General features: G+C 37.6%; 27 protein-coding genes and 1 riboswitch. Of the genes, 23 read left to right on the forward strand and 4 right to left on the reverse strand.

The genetic code is table 11. The annotated features are described in order from the left end of the window. Positions 1-58 precede the first annotated feature (58 nt). From BMY13_RS05155 to BMY13_RS05180, 7 genes are all read left to right on the forward strand, one after another. Positions 59-1933, forward strand: a complete 1875-nt coding sequence (locus tag BMY13_RS05155) for an OPT family oligopeptide transporter (protein WP_092503028.1) — start codon at positions 59-61, stop codon at positions 1931-1933. 161 nt (positions 1934-2094) lie between these two features. Then, positions 2095-2658: a chromate transporter gene (locus BMY13_RS05160; RefSeq protein ID WP_245736023.1), complete on the forward strand. Its 564-nt coding sequence runs from the start codon at positions 2095-2097 to the stop codon at positions 2656-2658. Then, the gene (locus tag BMY13_RS05165) at positions 2655-3182 is read left to right on the forward strand and encodes a chromate transporter (protein WP_092503032.1); all 528 of its coding nucleotides are present in this window, start codon (positions 2655-2657) and stop codon (positions 3180-3182) included. The genes BMY13_RS05160 and BMY13_RS05165 overlap by 4 nt, the downstream gene beginning before the upstream one ends. A 105-nt stretch (positions 3183-3287) precedes the next feature. Continuing rightward, complete coding sequence (locus BMY13_RS19895) at positions 3288-3413, forward strand: hypothetical protein (RefSeq protein ID WP_281243651.1); 126 nt, start codon at positions 3288-3290, stop codon at positions 3411-3413. 5 nt (positions 3414-3418) lie between these two features. Then, the gene (locus BMY13_RS05170; protein ID WP_139184797.1) at positions 3419-3760 is read left to right on the forward strand and encodes a hypothetical protein; all 342 of its coding nucleotides are present in this window, start codon (positions 3419-3421) and stop codon (positions 3758-3760) included. 372 nt (positions 3761-4132) lie between these two features. Next, positions 4133-5557 carry a zinc ribbon domain-containing protein gene (locus BMY13_RS05175; protein WP_092503036.1) on the forward strand — a complete coding sequence of 475 codons (1425 nt, stop codon included), beginning with the start codon at positions 4133-4135 and terminating at the stop codon, positions 5555-5557. Between the two features lie 11 nt (positions 5558-5568). Beyond that, the gene (locus BMY13_RS05180) at positions 5569-5955 is read left to right on the forward strand and encodes a zinc ribbon domain-containing protein (protein ID WP_092491945.1); all 387 of its coding nucleotides are present in this window, start codon (positions 5569-5571) and stop codon (positions 5953-5955) included. A 36-nt stretch (positions 5956-5991) separates the two neighbouring features. Here BMY13_RS05180 and BMY13_RS05185 read toward each other — a convergent pair whose 3' ends face one another. From BMY13_RS05185 to BMY13_RS05195, 3 genes are all read right to left on the reverse strand, one after another. After that, positions 5992-8013: a penicillin-binding transpeptidase domain-containing protein gene (locus tag BMY13_RS05185; protein WP_092503038.1), complete on the reverse strand. Its 2022-nt coding sequence runs from the start codon at positions 8011-8013 to the stop codon at positions 5992-5994. A gap of 97 nt (positions 8014-8110) precedes the next feature. Further along, on the reverse strand, positions 8111-9055 hold the full coding sequence (locus BMY13_RS05190; RefSeq protein WP_092503040.1) for an LCP family glycopolymer transferase: 945 nt from the start codon (positions 9053-9055) through the stop codon (positions 8111-8113). A gap of 80 nt (positions 9056-9135) precedes the next feature. Continuing rightward, complete coding sequence (locus BMY13_RS05195) at positions 9136-9732, reverse strand: class D sortase (protein ID WP_092503042.1); 597 nt, start codon at positions 9730-9732, stop codon at positions 9136-9138. A gap of 195 nt (positions 9733-9927) precedes the next feature. Continuing rightward, positions 9928-10012, forward strand: a riboswitch (cyclic di-GMP riboswitch). 25 nt (positions 10013-10037) lie between these two features. Between BMY13_RS05195 and BMY13_RS05200 the strand changes: the two genes are divergently transcribed. The 8 genes from BMY13_RS05200 to nagB all read left to right on the forward strand — a co-directional run bounded on the left by BMY13_RS05200 (position 10038) and on the right by nagB (position 15611). Further along, positions 10038-10166, forward strand: a complete 129-nt coding sequence (locus tag BMY13_RS05200) for an anti-repressor SinI family protein (RefSeq protein WP_092491949.1) — start codon at positions 10038-10040, stop codon at positions 10164-10166. 80 nt (positions 10167-10246) lie between these two features. After that, a complete protein-coding gene (locus BMY13_RS05205; protein ID WP_092491950.1) occupies positions 10247-10579 on the forward strand; it encodes a helix-turn-helix domain-containing protein in 333 nt (110 codons plus the stop codon). A gap of 198 nt (positions 10580-10777) precedes the next feature. Then, entirely contained in the window at positions 10778-11302 is a 525-nt protein-coding gene (locus BMY13_RS05210; RefSeq protein WP_092503044.1) for an RNA polymerase sigma factor, read from the forward strand. Continuing rightward, a complete protein-coding gene (locus tag BMY13_RS05215; protein WP_092503046.1) occupies positions 11292-12326 on the forward strand; it encodes an anti sigma factor C-terminal domain-containing protein in 1035 nt (344 codons plus the stop codon). The genes BMY13_RS05210 and BMY13_RS05215 overlap by 11 nt, the downstream gene beginning before the upstream one ends. Positions 12327-12338: 12 nt before the next feature. After that, the gene (locus tag BMY13_RS05220; RefSeq protein ID WP_092503048.1) at positions 12339-12824 is read left to right on the forward strand and encodes a VanZ family protein; all 486 of its coding nucleotides are present in this window, start codon (positions 12339-12341) and stop codon (positions 12822-12824) included. Between the two features lie 111 nt (positions 12825-12935). Further along, positions 12936-13085, forward strand: a complete 150-nt coding sequence (locus BMY13_RS19420) for a hypothetical protein (RefSeq protein ID WP_175476713.1) — start codon at positions 12936-12938, stop codon at positions 13083-13085. Positions 13086-13713: 628 nt separating this feature from the next. Beyond that, complete coding sequence (gene nagA, locus BMY13_RS05225) at positions 13714-14880, forward strand: N-acetylglucosamine-6-phosphate deacetylase (protein ID WP_092503050.1); 1167 nt, start codon at positions 13714-13716, stop codon at positions 14878-14880. Between the two features lie 5 nt (positions 14881-14885). After that, positions 14886-15611 (forward strand): glucosamine-6-phosphate deaminase, encoded by a 726-nt coding sequence (gene nagB / locus BMY13_RS05230; RefSeq protein ID WP_092503053.1) that lies wholly within the window; start codon positions 14886-14888, stop codon positions 15609-15611. A gap of 44 nt (positions 15612-15655) precedes the next feature. Here the strand turns inward: nagB and BMY13_RS05235 are convergent, their stop codons facing one another. Then, a complete protein-coding gene (locus BMY13_RS05235) occupies positions 15656-16288 on the reverse strand; it encodes a YigZ family protein (protein ID WP_092503055.1) in 633 nt (210 codons plus the stop codon). Between the two features lie 151 nt (positions 16289-16439). Between BMY13_RS05235 and BMY13_RS05240 the strand changes: the two genes are divergently transcribed. The 8 genes from BMY13_RS05240 (at position 16440) to BMY13_RS05275 (ending at position 22966) form a co-directional block, all read left to right on the forward strand. Continuing rightward, positions 16440-17579, forward strand: a complete 1140-nt coding sequence (locus BMY13_RS05240; protein WP_092491957.1) for a sensor histidine kinase — start codon at positions 16440-16442, stop codon at positions 17577-17579. Between the two features lie 138 nt (positions 17580-17717). Further along, on the forward strand, positions 17718-18410 hold the full coding sequence (locus tag BMY13_RS05245) for a response regulator (RefSeq protein WP_092503057.1): 693 nt from the start codon (positions 17718-17720) through the stop codon (positions 18408-18410). Between the two features lie 240 nt (positions 18411-18650). Next, positions 18651-19493 (forward strand): DegV family protein, encoded by an 843-nt coding sequence (locus BMY13_RS05250; RefSeq protein WP_092503059.1) that lies wholly within the window; start codon positions 18651-18653, stop codon positions 19491-19493. A gap of 347 nt (positions 19494-19840) precedes the next feature. Continuing rightward, complete coding sequence (locus BMY13_RS05255) at positions 19841-20953, forward strand: ATP-dependent helicase ComFA (protein ID WP_245736025.1); 1113 nt, start codon at positions 19841-19843, stop codon at positions 20951-20953. A 1-nt stretch (position 20954) separates the two neighbouring features. After that, positions 20955-21638 carry a ComF family protein gene (locus tag BMY13_RS05260; RefSeq protein WP_092503063.1) on the forward strand — a complete coding sequence of 228 codons (684 nt, stop codon included), beginning with the start codon at positions 20955-20957 and terminating at the stop codon, positions 21636-21638. 36 nt (positions 21639-21674) lie between these two features. After that, on the forward strand, positions 21675-22088 hold the full coding sequence (locus tag BMY13_RS05265; protein ID WP_092503065.1) for a TIGR03826 family flagellar region protein: 414 nt from the start codon (positions 21675-21677) through the stop codon (positions 22086-22088). A 108-nt stretch (positions 22089-22196) separates the two neighbouring features. Next, complete coding sequence (gene flgM, locus BMY13_RS05270) at positions 22197-22460, forward strand: flagellar biosynthesis anti-sigma factor FlgM (RefSeq protein WP_092491963.1); 264 nt, start codon at positions 22197-22199, stop codon at positions 22458-22460. Positions 22461-22477: 17 nt separating this feature from the next. Further along, entirely contained in the window at positions 22478-22966 is a 489-nt protein-coding gene (locus BMY13_RS05275; RefSeq protein ID WP_092491964.1) for a flagellar protein FlgN, read from the forward strand. Positions 22967-22978 lie beyond the last annotated feature (12 nt).

The following is a 22978-nucleotide window of genomic DNA, read 5'->3' on the forward strand; positions in this document are numbered from 1 at the left end:
TGAGAATTGAACCCGGCTCATTTTAACAGCTAGAATTTACGTAAGGAAGGTGTTTACTTTGTCAAAGCAGGATCCAAATCCAGAATTTAAGCCTTACGTACCAGCATCCCAAAAACCACCTGAACTTACATGGGTTGCAATGGTTATTGGTGCAGTATTGGCAATCGTATTTGGTGCAGCAAATGCATATTTAGGTCTTATCGTTGGAATGACCGTTTCTGCGTCAATTCCAGCAGCAGTAATTTCAATGGCAGTACTTCGTATTATTATGAAGCGAACGTCAATTTTAGAGAATAATATTGTGCAGACGATCACATCAACTGGTGAATCGCTTGCTGCTGGTGTTATTTTTACTTTACCTGCATTATTCATTTGGCAGCTTGAGCCAAGTTTGACAACAATCGCTATTATTGCTCTAGCTGGTGGTATTTTAGGTGTTGTTCTAATGATACCTCTACGCCGTGCATTGATTGTTAATGAACACAAAACACTGCCTTATCCAGAAGGAACAGCATGTGCTGAAGTACTTCACGCCGGTGAAGAGGGCGGAAAAGGTGCTAAGCTAGTATTTAAAGGGCTTGGAATTGGTGCTGGTTTTAAACTGTTAACGGATGCCGTTAAAGCATTCCCTTCTTCAGTAGAATGGGAGATTTATAAATTTAAGAACGCAGCAATTGGTATGGATACATTACCTGCATTACTTGGTGTTGGTTACATTATTGGTCCTCGTATCGCAGGAATAATGTTTGCTGGTGGTGTATTGGGCTGGTTAGGAATTATCCCGCTTATCAGCTATATTGGTGATTTTGCAACAGCACCAATTTATCCTGCTGAAGTCCCAATATCGGAAATGGACTTCCATGCTATCTGGGATAATTATCTGCGGTATATCGGTGCCGGTGCGGTAGCATTTGGCGGTATTGTAGGGCTCCTTAAAACATTGCCAACTATTGCATCTTCATTTAGTGGGGCAATAAAAGGATTTTCATCATCTGGTGATGGCAAAGACCTGCGTACTGAAAGAGATATGCCGATCACGCTAATTGTCGTATTAGTGGTAGTATTTATGGGTATTCTCATGTTCTATCCACCAATTGACTTAGGATTTATAGGAGCAATTCTGCTATTTATCTTTGGATTCTTCTTTGTAACAGTATCATCTAGAATTGTTGGTATTGTTGGAAGTTCCTCAAATCCTGTATCTGGAATGACTATTGGAGCATTAATCTTCATTTCACTTGTATTATCTGCAGTTGGTCAGACTGGACAAGCAGGTATGGTTACAGCAATTATCATCGGTTCTGTTGTTTGTATTGCGGCTGCTATTGCCGGAGATACCTCACAGGACTTGAAAACAGGCTATATTGTTGGAGCAACACCAAAATGGCAACAAATTGCACAGCTTTATGGAGTTTTAGTTACAAGTGTTGTAATTGGCTTTATCCTGATTTTACTTGATAATGCATATGGATTTGGCTCTGCTGAACTCCCTGCACCACAAGCGGTTCTTATGTCAATGGTTGTTGATGGTATTATGAGTGGAGATCTTCCATGGAACCTAATTTTTATTGGTGCAGCAGCTGCAGCAACTGTTGAGCTGTTTGGTATAGGATCATTGCCATTTGCGGTTGGATTATACTTACCAATTCATTTAACTTCTCCAATAATGGCTGGTGGGCTAATCAACGCCATCATTTCTCGTAGTACAAAAGATAAAGACGAGTTGAAGGAGAAAAACGAACGCGGAATTTTACTTGCTTCTGGTTACATTGCCGGTGAAGCGCTAATGGGTGTTATTGTTGCATTAGCTGTAACTGCTGGTGTCGTATTCCCTAGCGAAGCATTCTTCGGTCCGCTTGCATCGATTATTGCGTTTGCACTTGTAGCATGGTATCTATTCCATACTGCAAACAAAAAATCATTAAATAAATAATTTTAAACTAATTAAGAGCCAGTCCTTTTGTTTGAGGGCTGGCTCTTATTAATGCGATAACCAAATTTTCTAATCTTAGGCAACTTCTGTTATGATTGTTTTTATAACGAATGGAATTCTGCTACATACATAAAATCCAATCCAGGACAGGAGGTATTCCATTGCAACAGTGGCATTTATTTATTGCTTTTTTTCGAGTGGGGATGCTGGGCTATGGTGGTGGCCCTGGTTCGATACCGTTAATACATAAAGAGGTCGTTGATAAATATGAGTGGATGAGTGATAAGGACTTTGGTGACCTGCTTGCGCTAGCCAATACACTCCCGGGACCAATTGCTACGAAACTAGCCGGCTATATTGGGAATCGTGTATCTGGATTAGTTGGTATGATAAATGCTGTTCTCGCAACAATTATACCCACTATTATCCTGATGATTATCCTGCTGTCGTCATTATCGAGCATCAAGGACGTTGGCTGGGTTCAGGGTATGACTGCAGCAGTTATTCCTGTTGTGGCAATGATGCTGGCGGTTCTCACGTTGCAGTTCTTTGATAAAGCCAGAAAAGGCATGGGATGGACGCAAACCCTTGTTATGTCAGCAGTCATATTTATATTATTTCAATTCCTGAATGTACATCCGGGGATAATAATCGGTGTCCTAATTTTAATAGCCCTTCTCAAGAAGGATACCCCACCTGCTGATAAGGGTGGTGCTACCCAATGAAATATTGGCACATTTTTTTGGCCTTTTTTATACCTGGTATACTTGGTTATGGTGGGGGACCTGCATCAATCCCACTAGTTGAAAATGAAGTTGTACGTCGATATGAATGGATGTCTGTTCAGGAGTTTAGTGAAATGCTTGCACTTGCTAATTCACTTCCTGGACCAATTGCGACTAAACTTGCTGGCTATATCGGGTATGTAGAAGGTGGTCCGCTTGGTGCTGTTATTGGAGTGTTCGCAGCAGTGGCACCATCACTTATTATCATGATATTACTGTTAGGTGTATTGTATAAATACAAAGATTCACCAAAAGTACAGCGGTTAACATTATATGTGCGTCCGGTTATCGCGATTTTACTCGGTGTCATGGCATGGCGTTTTTTTCAGACGTCATATGAAAGAATTGGATTGTGGCAGGTTCTGCTAATTACGATATCAAGCTTTCTTTTAATTGAGCGAATGCGCATCCATCCAGCAATTGTAATCGGAATCACATTAGTATACGGAGCATTTTTATTATAGAGAGGTATTTCTTAAATGGGAATGCTTCTTTTTTATGAAAAAATTGATCTGCATCAAGGAATTATTAACTAATTCATATGATAATAAAGATAAGGAGGAGTTGGGATGGAAATTAACGAGTACTACACAGACGTAGATCGAATGGTCAATGAAGGTCTGGCAGGCGGATATTTAAATGAGAGATATGGCGATTCACAACTTGAACTTCCGGAAAATGAAAAGGATAGGTGATGATTATGAACATATCATTAGATTTACTCATGCAGGAATATTCATTGGTTTTTATTATAGCAATAATAACTACAGTTTTGACAATTATGATGCGTTCCTTTCTGGTTACCTCTTTACAAGTGCTGCTACTATTAAGTTTATCTACTGTTCTACCAGAGAGTACGGGTATAATCCAGTTCATACTCATAGCAGCTCAGATTGCACTCAGTGGAATAGTAGTTTACAAGATTTATAAGGCGATAGATATGAATTACCGGCTTGTACTAGAGAAAACACACCAATCACGCCCCAACCTAATAAACGACGAGTCAAAGGGAAGCAGATTTTCATTTTGGGAGACGAGCTAGTATTTACTACCTTTTAATAGGTAGTATTTTTTTGCAATAAGCTACTGTATAAGCGCTACAAAAGCTTTTCCAAAAGCTGGGTTTTCAAGTGTTGCAATGTAATCTGTTGGGCAGTTTAGTGAGCAGAAATGAACCAGAACATTTTTAATTGTGAATTTGAGCCGAACGTGTGACAGTTCGATCCAATTCACGATCATACCACAATGATACCGTGCGGCATTTTGGATAAAAAACCCCTTCACCAAGTCCTTAAGATATATTATCCTCGTATTTCTAGTACGTTTACATGTATTTTTCGAAAGAATACAACAATTCTATACAATTATTTGATATTATAAAGTTGTATTACTTATTACCTAAGGGGGGGATTAGTTGTATTGCAGTGAATGTGGAACAAAGAATGACCCGCATGCATTATATTGTGTGGAAGATGGATATCCACTACAGACTCAAGTTAGTAGAAGTTTACGTGTTAATATAAATTCATATTGCGGGTTATGTGGTACAGCAAATAACCATATAGCGAGCTATTGTGCGGAATGTGGCAGCTCATTTGAAACTTATAAAGAATCGAAACATTATTCTAGAAGTCATACATATTTTGATATAGTTCTTGGAAAAAAAGTTCTGCCGGGGTTTCTGTTGTCTATTGGCATTTTGTTCCTAATAATTATAATTATGGCTTCGGTAAAGGGCAGTGGTTTAATTGATTTATTCATGAAAGTATTTATCCCTTTGAATGAGGAAGTATTGGATAAACTCAGTATTTTGGATTTTGCTTTAATTACTAATCTAAGCAGTTTCTTGATTGGAATTGGTGATGCGGAGTTTTCTCAACAGCTTGCATTTTCTTCTACGGGGTTAGTATACCTTGCCTTAATTCCAGCGATTTCATTAATCGCTGGCGGGTTATATTCGAAGTATCGGAATCCAACCATCGAAGAATGGAAGGCAGCTGTATTTTTTGCTATAGGATATGGTGGCTTGCTGGGAACAATTTCAATTATTACAGGTGATAAAACACTTGAAAGTGAATTCTACATTTTTAATATTGATTACTACTTTATTAGTGCATTAATCAATGGGCTATTTATAGGGTTCTTCTTTAGCTATGTAGGAATGCTTATTTTCAAAGGGCCTTTAAAGGAAAAGTTGCAGCTTATTTCGTATCAGAGGGCTCTATATTATAGTTCTTTAGCCTTTGTAGGAGTGATTATTATAGCTGTGATTATAAGTGTATTTCAATTTACACAATACACTTCAGTTATTTCTGAAAAGAGAATGTTTCAGGATGTTGTCGGTGATTCAATATACGCTGATATATCTTTTGTTGGAAAGATTGCAGTCTATTTGTTAAACCTTGCAATGTTTAATACATTTATTTTCCAGGGTACACATGTGGAAGCTGTGGAGTACTCGTTTTACGCTGGAATTTCCAATACAGTAAATGAAAATATGGGAGGACTTATTGACTTTATTATTCCTGTGAAGATGTTTGAATCCTACGAGTTTATATCAGTTATAATTGTGGCCATATTCTTTATTATTGTTGGCCGTTTAATAACAAAATCGCAGAAGCACTATATAAATACGATTGTAATGTACAGTATTTTCTTTGCTTTTATTGTTTCATTTTTTACATATCATTTATCGATAAATTATTCAATTCAACACGAAGAGGTGAATAATCCACAGGGTTTCTTTGCTGGCTTTAAACTAATTCAAACGTTTTTCATAAGTTTATTATACGCCGGATTGACAGGGTTTATCGGTGCATATTCGAGAAAGCTTTTCTGAAGGAGGATAATATGAATAATACGGTGGAAGATAAACGAACTGTTCAAGACCTGACGGCTGCCAAAACCAAAGTTCTGGTTGAATTGGGGCAGGAAGTCTATTTAGCTTATCGACGTGGTGACAAATTTACGTCAATCTTAGATGAGAAAGGTGAGCTTTTAAAAGAGCTGGATAAAAAAATTCATTCGATTATAAGTCAGAAGAAACCGGAAGCAGTCGATATGATGGAATGCTCATGTGGTGCTGCACTTACAGAGGATGATTTATTCTGCCAGCAATGCGGTAAAAAGACAGATATGCCTGATATTGATTATGAAGAAACTTCATTATGCTACCGTTGTGATAATGAAGTTCCAGCTAACGCTAAATATTGTAATGTTTGTGGTGTGAAAATATAGTAAAAAGCCTACTCAATAAATTGAATAGGCTATATACTATTTCACAGCTTTCAGTAATTCAGTTACTTTTCCCACGGTAAAGGCGCTACCACCTTGTTTTTCTGTGTTTTCAATCATCATCGATATTAGTATGTCCTGATTTTTAGTCGGGTAGCCCACAAACCAGCCATTTTCTGGACCAGATTCCTCACCTGATTTCTTAAGTTCGGCTGTTCCAGTCTTACCAGAGATCGCTAAGTCGTCAATATGTGCACCTTTAGCTGTTCCATTTGGTGCGGCAACCACATTACGAAGTGCTTCTTGTATAAGTGTGGCTTGCTCACCGGTTATCAATTTTTCCTGCCAAACCTGGCTTTTTTCTGCATCGGCAAGGATTGTAGGCTTAAGCAGGTTACCTTTATTTAAAAATGGAGTATAAGCCATAGCCAAATGGAGTGCGCTCATCTGGATTTCTCCTTGCCCGTAACTTGTATCAGCAAGTAAAACCTCATCATTAAGTTTTCCATTGGATGAAATAGTCGATGTTTCAATCGGATATTCAAATGGAAAGTCTTTAGCAAACCCAAATTGCTGTAACCCATTCACATATTTTTCGCTACCCATTTCTACTGCCTTCTTAGCAAAATAGATATTATCTGAGCGAACCAGTGCATTTGTAACATCTACAGGTCCATTAGACTCTGATACACGGCGAACTTGATAATTTCCCCAGCCTTCACCATTGCTCCATGTTAGACCATTAATTTCGATGCCTTCACCAGGAATAATACTTTCATTATTTAGACCGATAGCCGCAGTTACCGGTTTAAACGTAGATCCAGGTGCATAGGTAGATGTGAAGCGATTTAATAATGGTTGCTTAGGATTATTTTGCAATTCATCTCGTCTTGATTGAGAGATTCCAAATCCCATTTCATTAGAATTAAATGAAGGACTGCTCACTAATGCCAATGTTTCTCCTGTTTTTGGATGAATTGCAGCTGCTGTTCCAGCTTTGCCATCATAGCTTTCATAGATTTTCATTTGTAAATCAGCATCAATTGTAGTTACGACATCTTCACCATTTTTAACTGGTTTCTCAGCCAGGATAGTATCTTCTTCATTTTCTTTCGATACAGTTATTTCAACGCCTGCTTCGCCACGAAGTTTGTCTTCATATAGTAACTCAAGACCGCGTTTACCAATGATGTCGTTAGCACTGTAGGCACCAGAGTCCATTTCCTCCAACTCTTCCGCAGTTACGGGACCTGTGAACCCGACAAGGTGGCCTAATGATTCACCATACGGATAAACACGGCCGGTTACTTTACGCTCGGTTACGCCACTAACTTCCCATAACTGATTAAGCGTTTGTTCTGCTGATTTAGGTACTTTTTTAAGTGGAACAAATAAATCTGGTTCCACCCACCCAGCATCTAGGTTTTTATTTATCGATTCAATAGACATTCCCAATAAGTCAGAGATCTTCTGTTTTGCTTTTTCAGGATTAGAACCTAATTTTCCTGGAACGATGCCGACGTTATGAACGGTATCATTTAAGGCTAGTGGCAATTGATTCCGATCGAGTATTTCACCCCGTTCAGGTTTTATATTGGATAGACCAATTTCACCACCATCTTTTATTGCTGGGAAGATAAAGCCTGGGTCCCATTTTACAAACCAATTAGCATTTTCTTCTTCTCCTTCTACAATAAGTGTTGCTTTATAATCAAATGTAATAGGGCCTGCAATGGTTTCCATTTCGACTGTGAAAGGAAATTGAGCTGTTCCTTTTTCCATTGCTGTTTCCATTTTTTCTTCAGATAATTTGTCATACGTAATGTTTAGATTATCAATGTTTAAATCTTCATAAATATTTTTATATCGTTCAACGTAGTCTTCTTTCGCATATTTTTCAGTTGAAGTAGTAGTACTCATATTGTACATCTCGTTAAATTCCTGCTCATTCCAATGTTTCACATATTGATCAAAGCGATCTTGTGGTGTGACCTTATCATTAGAACACGCAGCAACAAGAACTAACAATACAATAGGAATTAAAGCGATTATTTTTTTCATAATGACCCCCTCAATCTTCTATAAACTCTAAATTAATCATACCACTTTCCATATACAAAAACATGTATATAAAAGCAAAAAGCCATCATTGGATGACTTACTTCGCTTTCATGTGCTCTTGTATTTCAGTTTGAACACGGTTCATTTCCTCATCGGGAACAATATAGTACCAAATATTTTCAATCATTTGACCACTGCCACTTATCTCCATAGTATCGATGTTGTTTCGTGTTTGACGATAATCTGAAAACAGTGTTTGCATTTGATCCATGTTAAGGTCGGTTTTTACATTACCCCCAAGAATTCCTAGAATGTCAGTAATTTTCGTAATGCTTGAGAAACTGGCAGCTTCACCGATAGCGGCTTTAATAACACTACGCTGGCGTTCATTACGCCCGATGTCTCCTCTTGGATCCCCTTTACGCATGCGAATGTATTTCAGTGCTTCTTCACCGTTCAGGTTAATTTCACCTGCAGGGAAGTCTACTCCACCCTGTGAAAATGCTCGATCATTTGTAATCGTTACGCCACCTAAAGCATCAATACCTTGTTTGAAACCTTCCATATTAACTTTTACATAGAAGTGTATAGGTACATCAAAATTCTTCTCCACAGTCTGTAGGGATAATCCAACACCTCCGAATGCATAAGCATGATTAATTTTATCCATTCCACGATTAGGAATATCTACGTAAGTATCACGTGGTATACTCAACATTTTCATTGAATTTATTTGAGGATTTAATGACATTAATATCATTGTATCTGAACGGCCTTTATCATTTTCCCGTTCGTCTACTCCAAGTAATAGAATATTTATGGAGTTGTTTTTATTAAAAAGTGAATTAAGTTCTTTTTGGCGATCCGGATTTTCATCCCGTGCAAGTGGTTCATGCATAACATCAACGGTATCTCCGACCTTATCGTAAATATAGAATAAATAAGTACCAACAATTAATAGTAAAGCGACAATGACACCGCCTACCCAATATGGCCATTTACGTTTCTTTTTTTCATTTCGTTTTTCAATTCTTGAATCCACAAGTTATTCTCCTCTGTCGTTTCAGAAATAAAATAATCAAATATAAGATAAATTATATCGAAACAAGTCATTTTAGTCTATTATTCTTTTATAATTGGTAAAGCTGTGATGACGTAGCGTTCTGGTGAGTTGCCAACAAATGAGAATGGATAACACGTCGTCACGGTCAATACTTCTTCTGGTGATGTTGAAACAATTATTGAGCGGTCTTCTGCATCAACAATCTCTGTGTTTACAATTTCATAGGAAAAGTTACCATATTCTAATTGTAACGTTAATGTGTCACCAAGTTCTAGTTCTCCCATTCTGCGAAACACTGTGTCACGGTGACCTGATAAGACAATTTGATCATTTTGCGTTGGAAATGCTGTACCTGCATAATGGCCAACTCCTTTTTCAAGTTCATCTTCGTCGGTTCCTTCTACAATGGGCAAATCTGCATCAAGTTGTGGTATATGTAATATTCCTACAGTTTCTCCAATAGAATGAGAAATGTTCTCCACTATAGTAGTAGACGTTTTTGCGGTGTCAGATGTTTCATAATTTTGTTCTGCGATTATAGTTTGAGCTTCTTCAAGACTGTTTTCTTGTGCATGTTTTGTTCCGAGCCATTGGTATCCTCCAATTGATATGGTAACAAAACCTATTGCTAATAGTACTAAAGCGAGCTTCTTCATTTTTGCCTCCATTAAAAGATGACTTATATTGAATATAAGCCTATATCGAAAAGTTTTCAATAGCAGAAATGATTCAAATGACCTATATCGATAAAAAATTTTCAGAAAATTACAAAACTAGTTGAATTATGACAAAACAAGACACCCAAAAACCCCCATAAATATAGTATAGTAGTCATTATAAAATGATGGTTCCTCAGAAAATAGCAAACTTATTGAAAAATGGGGGCGCAAAGTCACGGGTCTAAAGCTTTATAGCTATGGCGGCTGGACTGCCTGGGAATTTAAATGGGGGACGGATAGGGATGATAAATGTAAAAAAGAACAGAGAGATTGATTATGAGTGGCTGGAACTGATGAAAGAGGCGAAAACTATCGGGTTAACTTTGGAGGAGGTTAGGTTGTTTTTGGCAGGAATTAAACAAAATGAATAAATAATTAAAAAAATTCTTGTGCTTTATATAGAACCATACACCTTTTTGTGTTATAATTTTTTTGAAAGAAGGTGTATTACTTGATCGGTGAAAAAATAAAGCAACTACGTCAAGAAAAAAAGATGTCGATTTCTGAACTCGCAGATAAAGCTGGTGTAGCCAAATCCTATTTAAGCTCTATTGAACGAAGCCTTCAAACTAATCCATCGATCCAGTTTATTGAAAAAATTAGTTCAGTACTGGGAGTCCCAGTGAATGAGTTGATATTAGAAGATAAATGGAAAGAGACAGAGGAACAATTAGATGGCGAGTGGTTGAAAATTGTTCAGGAAGCAATGGATTCGGGTGTCTCAAAAGAGCAATTTAAAGAGTACCTTGAGTTTACTAAGTGGCGAAAAGAACAGGATAAATAAGTGCTGACCGTAAAGCTAATGGCTTGCGGTTTTTTATTTTGCAAACAGAAATACTTTTTTACAGCTTAAGTGCAACAATGAGCTTTTATAAGAATCCCTTTTAACGATAAGTCGATGTAAGCAACAGATTATATAAAAATTTCATGTAACAAACGGATTGTTCAATCGTTTAATTATATAGAAGGGGGTGGGAGTTGATTGAAAAAATCCATATTTACAGATTTGTTTGAGGCATATCAACTTCCACTGTACCGTTATTTATTGCAGATGAGCCGAAATAAACAGGTTGCTGAAGAGCTTTTGCAGGAGACGTTTTATCGGGCGATGATTTCGTTAGAGGTGAAAAATATGGCACAGGCAAAAGCGTGGCTTTTTAAGGTAGCTCGTAACCTTTACATCGATTGGACAAGAAAGTCGAAGTCAGAACAGCGTATGGTGGAACGAATTCAACTAGAACGTACTGACAATGACAGTATCGGTAATCCTGAGGCACAGCTGGAGAACCTTACGAAACAAGAGCATATTGAAGAGGTTCTAAGCAGATTGCCTGAACGAATGCGTACCATTCTTTACATACGTGAAATTCAAGGTTTTACATATCAGGAAGTTGCTACGGCTATGAATCTATCACTTAGTCAGGTTAAAACAACGCTGTTCCGTGCGAGGAAAAAGTTTCGGTATTATGATCAGCTGCTGAAGGGAGGATGCTCAGATGAAAGATGATAATGTTTTGGAAGGTTGGGAAGAGAAAGACCAAGCTAATTTAGATAAAAAGAGCGCGAGAAGGATGGTGTGGCGAACAAGACTATCAATTGGATTTACTGTTATTAGAACAATTCTGCTTATTTTTCTGATTTATATAGCTTATATGATTCCTGTGGGCATGTATTATGATATGTCAGGCAAACAAGGAGAATTTGATAGGATTATAACAACACTTATTGAAACAAGGTATCCTGGGGTGGAAGTGAATCACATGTTCAGTAATCATGCGGGAATTAATTCTTTCCTGACACAGTCAACCACATTAAAGCTTTACCGTAATGTCGGGGAGTGGGATGTGGTTATTGGTGAAGTTCAAGCGGAAAAGCATTTGTTTGGCAAGGTGAGTTACTCGTTAAATTTTGATGAAAAATATTTAAATGAGAACAAAGTCCGCAATTTTGCCATACCACCGAAGATACTAGGAAGGGAAAGTTCGAATGCAGAGTCAGGGAGTAAAGAACATTTGAGAAAGCAGCTAACGAAAATAGATGATGGTCATGTTGCCCAAGCGCAATTTTCTGTAAAAACACCAATGAAATCCAGAGCATTATTAGATAAGCTAGAAGCATATGACATCCAGGTTTACCGCATGCCAGTTTATGGTGGCGAGTTAACAGAATTTGAGACATCTAGCCATGGAAGTGGTCAATTAACATTTGTCCAGTCCCTATTGCTAAGGCCTCAAATTACTTATGATGATAAGAACAGGCATTCATCCTCTGTTAGTCCTCTTAATAAAGTAACGATAGAACAATCAATTGATCAATTTTACGAGGATATTAAGTGGCTTACTGAAAATGGGAATTACAGTGGTAAAGATATTGATCAAAAGCGTCTGAAGTATTTACGGGAAAATGGAATAAAGGTATATGGTGCTGTCGTGACTGGGCCAATTCGTGAGATTGAAAAATTACTGGATGAGGAACAATTCCATCAGTTTTACTTAGGCGGAGTTGAAGTGTGGAACTGGTATGAGAATTAAGGTGAATTTATTATGAAAAAATATTTCTTTTGGCTGCTTCCGATTAGTTGGATGGGGATAATTTATTATTCCTCAGCACAGCCTTATGAAGATCAGGATGTTAAGCCGCTTTTGACAAATATGGTTGATTTATCCTTTTTAACGCCTTTCGTTGATTGGATATCTTTTACCTATCATCATTCAGAGGTAAGTGTCGCAGTATTGGGGACAGCGGGTTTCGTTGAGTTCTTCCTGCGAAAAGGCGCACATGTTGGAGTATTCTTTGTGCTGATGTGTTTATTTTATATCGCTTTGAACAGATCATGTGATATGAAGTTCCGTTCACTTATTACAATATCGTTTTGCTTAACAGTTACATATGCTGGATTAGACGAATTCCATCAAGGGTTCACAGCTAATCGAACACCGTATATAGGTGATGTTGTTCTGGATGGAGTCGGCGCTGCATTAGCCACTATATGTTTAATGTTGGTTAAATGGATAACAGCCACAAAATAAATCCTGAGACGAATAATTTATAAAAAAGTTCAATAGCCGACATTATTCGACAACATAACTGTTTTAAGCATGGTATAATAGTCTTGCATTTTGACAAAAGGCGGTATAAAAATGGTAGAACAGGAACGATATAAAAATATGCTGAAAAGGATGATAGACGAAACGGAGAATTTTAAATTTCAATCATCCGAGGAACTGATACAGGCGTTAATCCAAGAATTAACAAATGGAAAAACGAATACGAACAAAGTGTCAAATTGAATCTATAAACTACATTGCTATTTTAGCGAATGTAGTTTTTCTTTTAAGGGTTGATTCAATTTCATGATTCAAAAATCAAGCAGTAATACCAATCTATTTGTAAATGTGCTAGGCTTGTTGATTTCCGTTGCAGGCTGGCGCTTTCCTCAGACATGGCTTGATCCTCATCGTGCTATCGCAAATGATTTTTAATAAGCCTTTTAATTTTTAGCGGACACAGGAGACGCTATTTCTTTAAAAAATCGTCATTTCGAAGTTATCCGGACACAGAAGCCCTTATTTTACATATATCATGGTTAATAGAGGGGATTTGTAACAAATAAGGTCCCTGATGTCCGAAAACATCACCATTTTCCTAGATTTCTGTCAAATAAGGTCGCTGGTGTCCGCAAAACCTGTATGAAGTGAAAACACCTCTCTAATTCGATTACAAATCCAATCCATTTACATGATAGCTGGCGGCAGCACACTCGGCAGCCATGTTGGTTCTTAACTGCATAAGTGCAACTAAGCTTATCTATATTAAGGATTCGATAAGGCAAGTTTTCTAATAGTGGTTGGTTTCTAGACAGGTGCATTATTGGTATGCTACCTTAAAGATTAGCAAATACAAAGGGCTGATGAATATATGAAGCGTTCGTTATTTATAAAAAATGCCACTATATTTACTGAATCAGAAGGCATTGTTAAAGGTTCAATACTTTTAGAGGATAGTAAAATAAAAGAAATACATAATAAAGTGAAAGCAACACCTCCAGAAAATGCGCAAATCATCGATGGGCAAGGATTAAATCTTATACCCGGATTCATCGATGGACACATTCATGGTGCGGCAGGCGCAGACGTGATGGATTCAACTGAGGAAGCATTGGATACGATGGCAGAAGTTTTACCAAAAGAAGGTACGACCAGTTTTTTAGCAACAACTATTACACAATCCCCTGAAAGTATTGATGATGCTTTACGAAATGTAGCGGAATATACATCTAAGTGTGGACAAGCGGAAGTTATGGGTGTTCATCTTGAAGGCCCCTTTATTGAAAAAAGTAAAAAAGGTGCACAGCCACTTGAATATATTATGAAGCCGGATATTGGGCAGTTTAAAAAATGGCAACAGTTGTCAGGGAATAAAATTGAAACAATTACACTTGCCCCTGAACATGATGAGGATGGCACATTTATTAGGTCCCTATACGAGTCAGGTGTAAACGTTTCAGCAGGGCATACAGGGATAGGATTTGAAGGAATGAAAACAGCGGTTGATCATGGGGTTCGTCAGGTAACACACATCTGTAATGCAATGACAGGGATACATCATCGTGATATAGGTGTCGTAGGTGCTGCATTTCAACTGGAAGAATTACGTGCTGAGTTAATTGCTGATGGAATTCATGTATCACCCGAAATGCTTCAGCTCATTTATTCAAATATGGGAAGTGAACGTTTAATTCTGATTACGGATGCAATGCGCGCAAAATGCTTGCATTCTGGTGCATATGAGTTAGGCGGACAACCTGTGAATGTAACAGAGGACCGAGCTGTTCTCGGTGATGGGACACTTGCTGGGAGTATACTAAAAATGTATCAAGGTGCCCAGCAAATGCTTCAATTAAAGGATGTATCAATTAAGAATGTGATTGAAATGGCTTCTTCCAATCCGGCAAAACAACTGGGTATTTTTGACAAAAAAGGGAGCGTTAAAGTTGGAAAGGATGCAGATCTTTTACTCGTAGATGATGATTTACAGATTAAATATACGATTTGCCGCGGAGAAATTGCGCACAAGGAGGAATAGACTGAATGGAAATTGTTAAAGTGAGAAATTATGATGAGATGAGCGAGAAGGCTTGTGATCTAATAGTTGAGAAGGTAAATAAACTGGATAATCCTGTATTGGGCCTTGCGACTGGTTCAACTCCAGAGGGAATGTACCAGCAGATGATTGATTCATATCAAAAAAATAAGGTTTCTTTTACAAAAACGACAACTTTTAACTTAGATGAATATGTTGGTCTGGCAGGAAACAACCCTAATAGTTATCGTTTTTACATGAATGAAAAGTTGTTTAAGCATATTGACTTACCTGACAATCGTGCTTTTTTGCCTACCGGTGATTCCGATGATCTGCAAAAGGAATGTCGGGATTATGAAACTTTAATGTATAAAGCTGAGTACATCGATGTACAGGTCTTGGGATTAGGCTTGAATGGTCATATTGGATTTAATGAGCCTGGAACTGCTTTTGACAGTCGTACACATATTGTAGATTTGGATGAGACTACCCGTAAAGCTAATGCCCGCTTTTTTGACTCATTGAATGATGTGCCAGAAAGAGCCATCACGATGGGCATTGAAACAATTATGGAGAGTAAAAAAATACTTCTGCTAGTCTCTGGTGAAAAGAAGGCAGAAGCTGTTTACAGACTGGTATATGGTGAAACTTCTGAGGAATTCCCGGCATCCATACTCCAGAAGCATGAAAATGTCATACTGATTGCAGATGAAGGGGCACTGTCAAAGCTTTGAGACAATGCCCCTTTTTCCACCTGAAATAGAGGATTTCAACTGTACTAAACATCAGTCTCCACATATGCTGTTCCTTTTGATTCAAATGTAGCTTGATTGCTAGTGAGATCAGTAATCCATTCACGGAAGTTCGTTTCTTCGCCATCTCTCACATATACAAGAAATTCCACTTGTTCAAGATAATTAATGGAATCCAAAACATGATCAGAGTTACGTAAAACATTTTCCAGTTTGCCTAGTAAGGAATAGCTAACAACAATGGACAGGCCTTGCATTAGTTTGCGTTCCACTACTCCAGCAGCAGCTATTGCTTGCGATGTAGTACTGCCATATGCTCGGATTAAGCCGCCAGCTCCGAGTTTTACACCACCAAAGTATCTAGTCACAACGATAACAGTGTCTTTTAAGTTCTGTTTTTTTAACACTTCCAGCATGGGTACACCTGCAGTACCACTAGGTTCACCATCATCATTGGCTTTTTGTATTTGATTATTCTCACCAATCATGTATGCTGAACAATTATGGTTTGCGTCATGGTGCTTTTTTTTAATTTCCTGAATAAAGGATTGAGCAACTTCTTCTGTTTCTACTCGCTTTACATAGCCAATAAAACGTGACTTTTGAACGACTAGCTGATAGATTCCTTCATTTTTTACGGTAAAATAATTCGATAACATCTTGCTTTTAACCTCCTGACAATCCATTATTATAAGTAGGGATATAATTTGACCTATAATTAAAGGATAAACTTTCCTTAAAGTATGCTAAAAGACCCTATAAAAAAAATAATTCATTTCGAATAATTATATCATAGGTTGGTGGAACAAGATGGTTCAAAAAATGGAAGAGAAAGCATTGGATTATGTTATCGATGAAATGATTGATGTTGTTCAAAAAAGTAAAGATGAAATTTTTAACATAAGCGAAGAAGCCCGAGACGAGCATGAAAATTTACTTAGAGAATTAAAAGAAACGAAAGAAAAAGTCATCGAGCATATAAATGATGGGGACGCATTGGAACAGAAGGTAAAGTATTCCAGACAGAGGCTTTCCGAGGTGAGTAAGTACTTTGATCGCCATTCGGAGAGTGAAATACGAGCAGTTTATGAAAACACACACATGATGCAAACAGAGCTTGCTATGTTACGCCAAGAAGAGAAAGGGCTACGCGATCGCCGAGATGATCTCGAGCGACGCTTACTTACATTGGATCAAACCATCGAGCGTGCTGAAGGATTAGCTAGTAAAATATCAGTTATTCTCACTTATCTAAATGACGATTTTAAACAAGTTAATGAAATGATTGAAGAGGCTAAAGAAAAGCAGGAGTTTGGCTTGAAAATCATTGAAGCCCAAGAAGATGAACGTCGGAAAATATCCAGGGAAATTCACGATGGACCCGCACAGATGCTGGCAAACATCTTGCTTCGTTCAGAGCTAGTGGATCGCACATTTCGTGAGGGAACGGTTGACGATGCGTTAAAAGAAATTAAAAGTGTGCGAAAAATGATTCGTTCATCTTTATATGAAGTAAGACGCATTATTTATGATTTGCGCCCAATGGCGTTGGATGATTTAGGACTAATACCTACAATAAAAAAATATGTTGCTACAATTGCCGATTATAATGATACAGAAATCGAGTTTTCATCGATGGGCTTTCAAAAACGATTAAATCAAAAATACGAGATTGCTTTTTTTCGGTTAGTACAGGAATCCATTCAGAATGCCATTAAGCATGCAGATGCTACTTTGATAAAGGTGAAGTTAGAGGTTGGAACTAAGGATTTACTAATGGTAATTAATGATAACGGTAAAGGTTTCGATCCAGCATTAAAACGAGATAAATCGTTTGGATTAATTGGCATGAGGGAACGTGTCGAAATGTTGAATGGTAAGCTGACAATAAACTCTACAATTGGTGAAGGCACAAAAATTATGATTAAAGTTCCATATGAACTTTCATGAAAAGATTTACTAATTTCAATCTATTCAAGTATAATAGATTTAAACCGATATAAAAATAAAGTACGAAATCAGACTACCATTGAAACGTAATAGGGTATATATAAATAAATAGCTATTAATCTAGGAGGAACAAAATCGATGAATATGAAACAAACAAAAATTGTATTAATTGATGACCACAAATTATTTCGTGAAGGTGTAAAGCGAATCCTTGAATTTGAACAATCATTTGAGGTTGTTGCAGAGGGTGATGATGGTCTTGTTGCTTCTTCTTTAGTTAAAGAACACAATCCTGATGTTGTATTGATGGATATCAATATGCCTACAATGAATGGTGTGCAGGCAACTGCAGATCTCGTGAGACATTTTCCAAACACGAATGTTATTATACTTTCCATTCATGATGATGAAAGCTATGTTACGCATGCATTGAAAACAGGTGCACAAGGATATTTACTGAAGGAAATGGACTCAGATTCGTTAATCGAAGCTATTAAAGTAGTTAGTGAAGGGGGTTCCTACCTCCATCCGAAAGTGACCCACAACCTAGTCCAGGAATATCGTCGCCTAGCTCAGGAAAATGTTTCTAATGTGGCAGAAAATGCTATCGAGTATCATAAACCGCTTCATCTGCTTACAAGACGAGAGTGTGAAGTATTGCAGCTTCTTGCAGATGGGAAAAGTAATCGAGCTGTTGCGGAAACATTATACATTAGTGAAAAGACGGTGAAAAACCATGTCAGTAACATTCTGCAGAAAATGAGCGTAAACGACCGAACGCAGGCAGTTGTATCAGCAATTCGCAAGGGTTGGGTAGAAGTACAATATTAGTATTTGTTCCTTTAAATTTTGATAGATATCTATACTCTGTTGCTTTTTAAGTAACAGAGTATTTTTTTGCCTTAAAAGACAGTATAATTGCTTTCTTACTTGTATAAGTAAAATAAGAATTTCGTTATTAAATTTTGGCAGTAAGTTAAGTTTTCTAATGTTTTTATATTTCTGGTGCAAATTTATTTTCCTTCATGTAAAATAAATTATAGTACAAGTTAGAAGAGGAGAAGGTAGACAATGAAAGTCGCTGTAATGACTGATAGTACGGCATATATATCTGATTCACTGAAAGATAAGCATAATATTCATGTCGTCCCGTTAAGTGTCATGTTTGAAAATACAACGTACCGTGAGTCAATAGATATTACAACAAATGAATTTTACCAGAAGGTCAAGGAATCGGAGAGCCTGCCAAAAACCTCACAGCCTTCAATCGGGGCTGTTGCAGATAAATTCGAAGAACTTGCTAAGGATTACGATGCAGTTATAGCCATCCATTTATCGAGTGGAATTAGTGGGACATACCAAACTGTTGTCAGTGGCGGAGAGATGGCTAAAGGAATAGAAGTTTATCCGTTTGATTCGGAGCTCAGCGCCATGGCACAGGGTTTTTATGTGCTGGAAGCGGCAGAAATGGCTGAGGCTGGAAAAGCACCCGAAGAAATTATCCATCGTCTCGAAGAAATTAAACAAAGTATTCGGGCATATTTTATGGTGGATGATTTAAGTCATTTGCAGCGCGGTGGTCGTTTAAATGGCGCACAGGCAATCGTTGGAAGTTTACTGCAGGTTAAACCAGTTCTTCATTTTGTTGATAAAAAGATCGTTCCTTTTGAAAAAATTCGCACACGAAAAAAGGCATTAAATCGAATTATTGGTATGCTTGAGGATGATGCTAAGCAAGGTAAAAACCTAAAGGTAGCTTTCATTCACGCTAATGATGAGCAAGGCGCAATTGATTTAAAAAATAGTATGGATTCTATGTATCCAAATATTGATAGTATGATAAGCTACTTCGGTCCTGTAATCGGCACACACCTTGGTGAAGGTGCCATTGGCGTTAGTTGGTATAAGAAATAATAATTTATTTCATAGCTGCCAGTCTCCTCGACTGGTAGGCTCTTATTCCGCTTTATCCTCTAAAGAAGGAGTGTTAGTCCATGTTTTACAACCCCGACAATGAATCTATCAACCGCTATTCAGGAAAACTTTTATTAAGAAGAGAAATCCCTGTAGATGAAGCCACATTTAAGCAACTTCTTCATAGTTCTTTCTTCACACCTAGGTCTTCGATAAAAAAGAAATATTATCAATATCAGTGTCAGCGATGTGGTAACTGTAAACGGTCTTTATTCGGTAGTATCCCCTGTAACAATTGCGAAAAAACACATTTATATTGCCGAAAATGCATTGAAATGGGACGTGTAATGGAATGTGAACCGTTATATGAATGGACTGGTCCAAAGGTTAAATGGCCTGCTCATATTAATGCATGTACATGGAAAGGAGAACTAACAGAAGTACAGCAAAAGGCTGCTGACCGTATTACAGAAGCAATTTGCAATAAAGAGAATGAATTACTTGTATGGGCTGTTTGTGGTGCAGGTAAGACAGAAATGCTTTTTCCAGGAATCGCCGAGTCGTTAAAGCGTGGTAAGCGTATTTGTGTCGCTACACCACGAACAGATGTCGTGCGTGAATTGCTGCCAAGGCTACGTGAAGCTTTTTCAGGTACCTATGTCCAAGGTCTTTATGGTGGTAGCCGTGAGACTGATGGAGCAGCTCAACTCGTAATTGCAACAACACACCAGCTGTTACGGTTTAAGAATGCCTTTGATGTCATCATCATTGATGAGATTGATGCATTTCCATATCATGCCGATAAATCCCTTTCGTATGCTGCTAATCGTTCAAAAAGAGAAGATTCAAATACGACCATTTATCTAACTGCAACTCCACGACAGAAACATCAAATTCTAATTGCCCACAAGAAACTCCAGCATATATTCGTTCCAAGTCGTTTTCATGGCTATCCATTGCCAGTACCTGCTTTTCATATGTGCTATTCTTTGCAAAAGGATATGAAAAGCTTCCAGCCCCCAAAACCTTTTTTCAAATGGTATGCTCACCGGAAAACTCCAGATCACCAATTATTAATCTTTGTACCAACAATTATACTCGCAGAAAAACTGTACAAGAACCTGCTACAAATACTAGATGATAATGTAGTCGCTGTTCATGCATCTGACAGTAATCGCGAAGAAAAAATCCGGCAATTTAGAAATAAACAAATTAGGATATTAGTTACAACAACTATTTTGGAACGTGGTGTGACGTTTCCAGCGGTTGATGTGGTGGTATTTGATGCGGGCCATACAGTCTTTGATGAGGCAGCGCTAGTTCAAATAGCAGGAAGAGCAGGCAGAAGTCCTAAGGATCCGACAGGGGAAGTGGTCTTTTTTCATAATGGTAAAACAGAAGCAATGGTACAAGCGGTCCGTTCCATTCAAACGATGAACAAACGGGGAGGATTTCGTTAAGATGAATTGTCTATGGTGTGATGCTGAAATTATTCCCGAAATAAATTGGGAAAACTTGTTTACTTTATCCAAACCGAAGAATTTATGTTCAGATTGTGAGAAGAAGTTCTCTATATTGGAAGGAAAGCGATGCAGAAAATGCAGCCGCACTAGTGAAGAGCCATTTTGTTTAGATTGCAAAAGATGGGACGTACATGGGGAAAATGACGATCCACTAGTATTGAATTTCTCGGTTTTTAATTATAACGAGCAGATGCAGGATATGATCTCAAGGTGGAAATATCGTGGGGATTATTGTATTGGTAATTCTTTTAAAAGGTATTATACAAAAGCATTTGATCAGGAATTTACTTATTTACCAAAAGATACAATTGCTGTTCCAATCCCTTTAAGCGATGAGCGTATGAAGGAACGAGGGTTTAACCAGTCACTGCAGCTCGCAAGTTTCTTACCACTAGAAACTTGCGAATTGCTTACCCGTGTTCATGGTGAAAAACAATCCAAAAAAACACGAAAAGAACGTATCTCGACGTTGAATCCATTTAAAATAATGAAAACTATAAACAAACCAGTCATTCTTACCGATGATATATATACAACAGGGTCTACGTTGCGTCATGCTGCATCGCTATTAAAGGAGAAGGGATGCCCAACAGTTTATGCCCTGACACTAGTTCGTGGGTAGCGGATGGTGTTATTATATAATAGGGGGGGAGTTACAATGGCTGAACTAGCAAATTGCTCTCGCTGCCAGGCGGTTTTTGTGAAAACTATTCGAGATGTTTGTCAATCATGCTATAAAGAAGAAGAAAGAGCATTTGAAACAGTATACCGTTTTTTAAGTGTACGAAAAAACAGAGAAGCAACGATGATGGAGATTGTTAAGGCTACAGAGGTGAATGAAAATCTCATTATTAAATTCATTAAAGAAAAGCGATTGCGAACATCACAGTTTCCAAAATTAGCCTATCCATGTGAACGATGTGGCGTTGATATAATTCATGGAAGATTGTGCGGCGATTGTTCTGATGATATTAAAAGTGGTTTAGAGTATTATGATAAAATGGAAAGTCAAGCAAACGAGAAGGAAGAAAAGGCAAATATTTACTATACATATGAGAACCGTAAAAAATAATCGCATATAGCTTTAAGAAACATAAAATCTGCCGATATAAAAAGTAAGATATATATATACATGAATTGATAATATAATGAATTGTAACCGAAAAAATGAGGTGATTTAATGAAAATTAATGGTCCAAACCAAACAAATTTTAACCCATATAAAAATCAACTGCAAAAACAGATGGACTACTCCAAAGATATCAATAAAAAAGATCAGCTCGAAATCTCGAATCAAGCTAAGGAAATGCTTCAAAATGAGAAACCAAGTGAGAAACGTGCCGCATATGTTCAAAACATTAAAGATGCAGTAGATGCTGGAGAATATCAAGTCAATCATGAGAAAACAGCACAAAAAATGGTTGATTTCTGGTCGAAGCAATAGTAAAGGAGGACATCAAATTGTCCGTTCAACCGATAATACAATCATTGGAAAAATTGATTGGTCTGCATGAATCACTCCTTGAGATTTCTAAGCAGAAAACAGCAGTTGTGAAAGAGGGTTCCGTCGAGAGCCTACAACCCCTTCTTTTGAAAGAGCGCAAACATGTCCAAGCGTTAGAACAAGCTGAGGTTAAGCGTCAAAAAGAAGTTGAGGACTGGGTTGCCCAGCACAATGCTAATCTGGAAAATGCAACTATCACTGGTATTCTTGAGGTTATAAATGATGAACAAACCAAAAATGAATTGGAACAAATAACAATTACATTAACTAAAACAATTACTGAATTAAAACAGCAGGAGCAACTGAATCAATCGCTAATCCAGCAATCAATGCAATTTGTCGAACTATCGCTCAACATGATGAAACCCTCTATTCGTAATCTGAACTACGGTGGAAACAAATCATCTGATTCTGCAGAGCGTTCTGTTTTCGATTCAAAAGCATAAACAGGAGCGAAT

It is taken from the genome of Virgibacillus subterraneus, assembly GCF_900110695.1.
In the GTDB taxonomy this organism is placed as follows: domain Bacteria; phylum Bacillota; class Bacilli; order Bacillales; family Amphibacillaceae; genus Lentibacillus; species Lentibacillus subterraneus.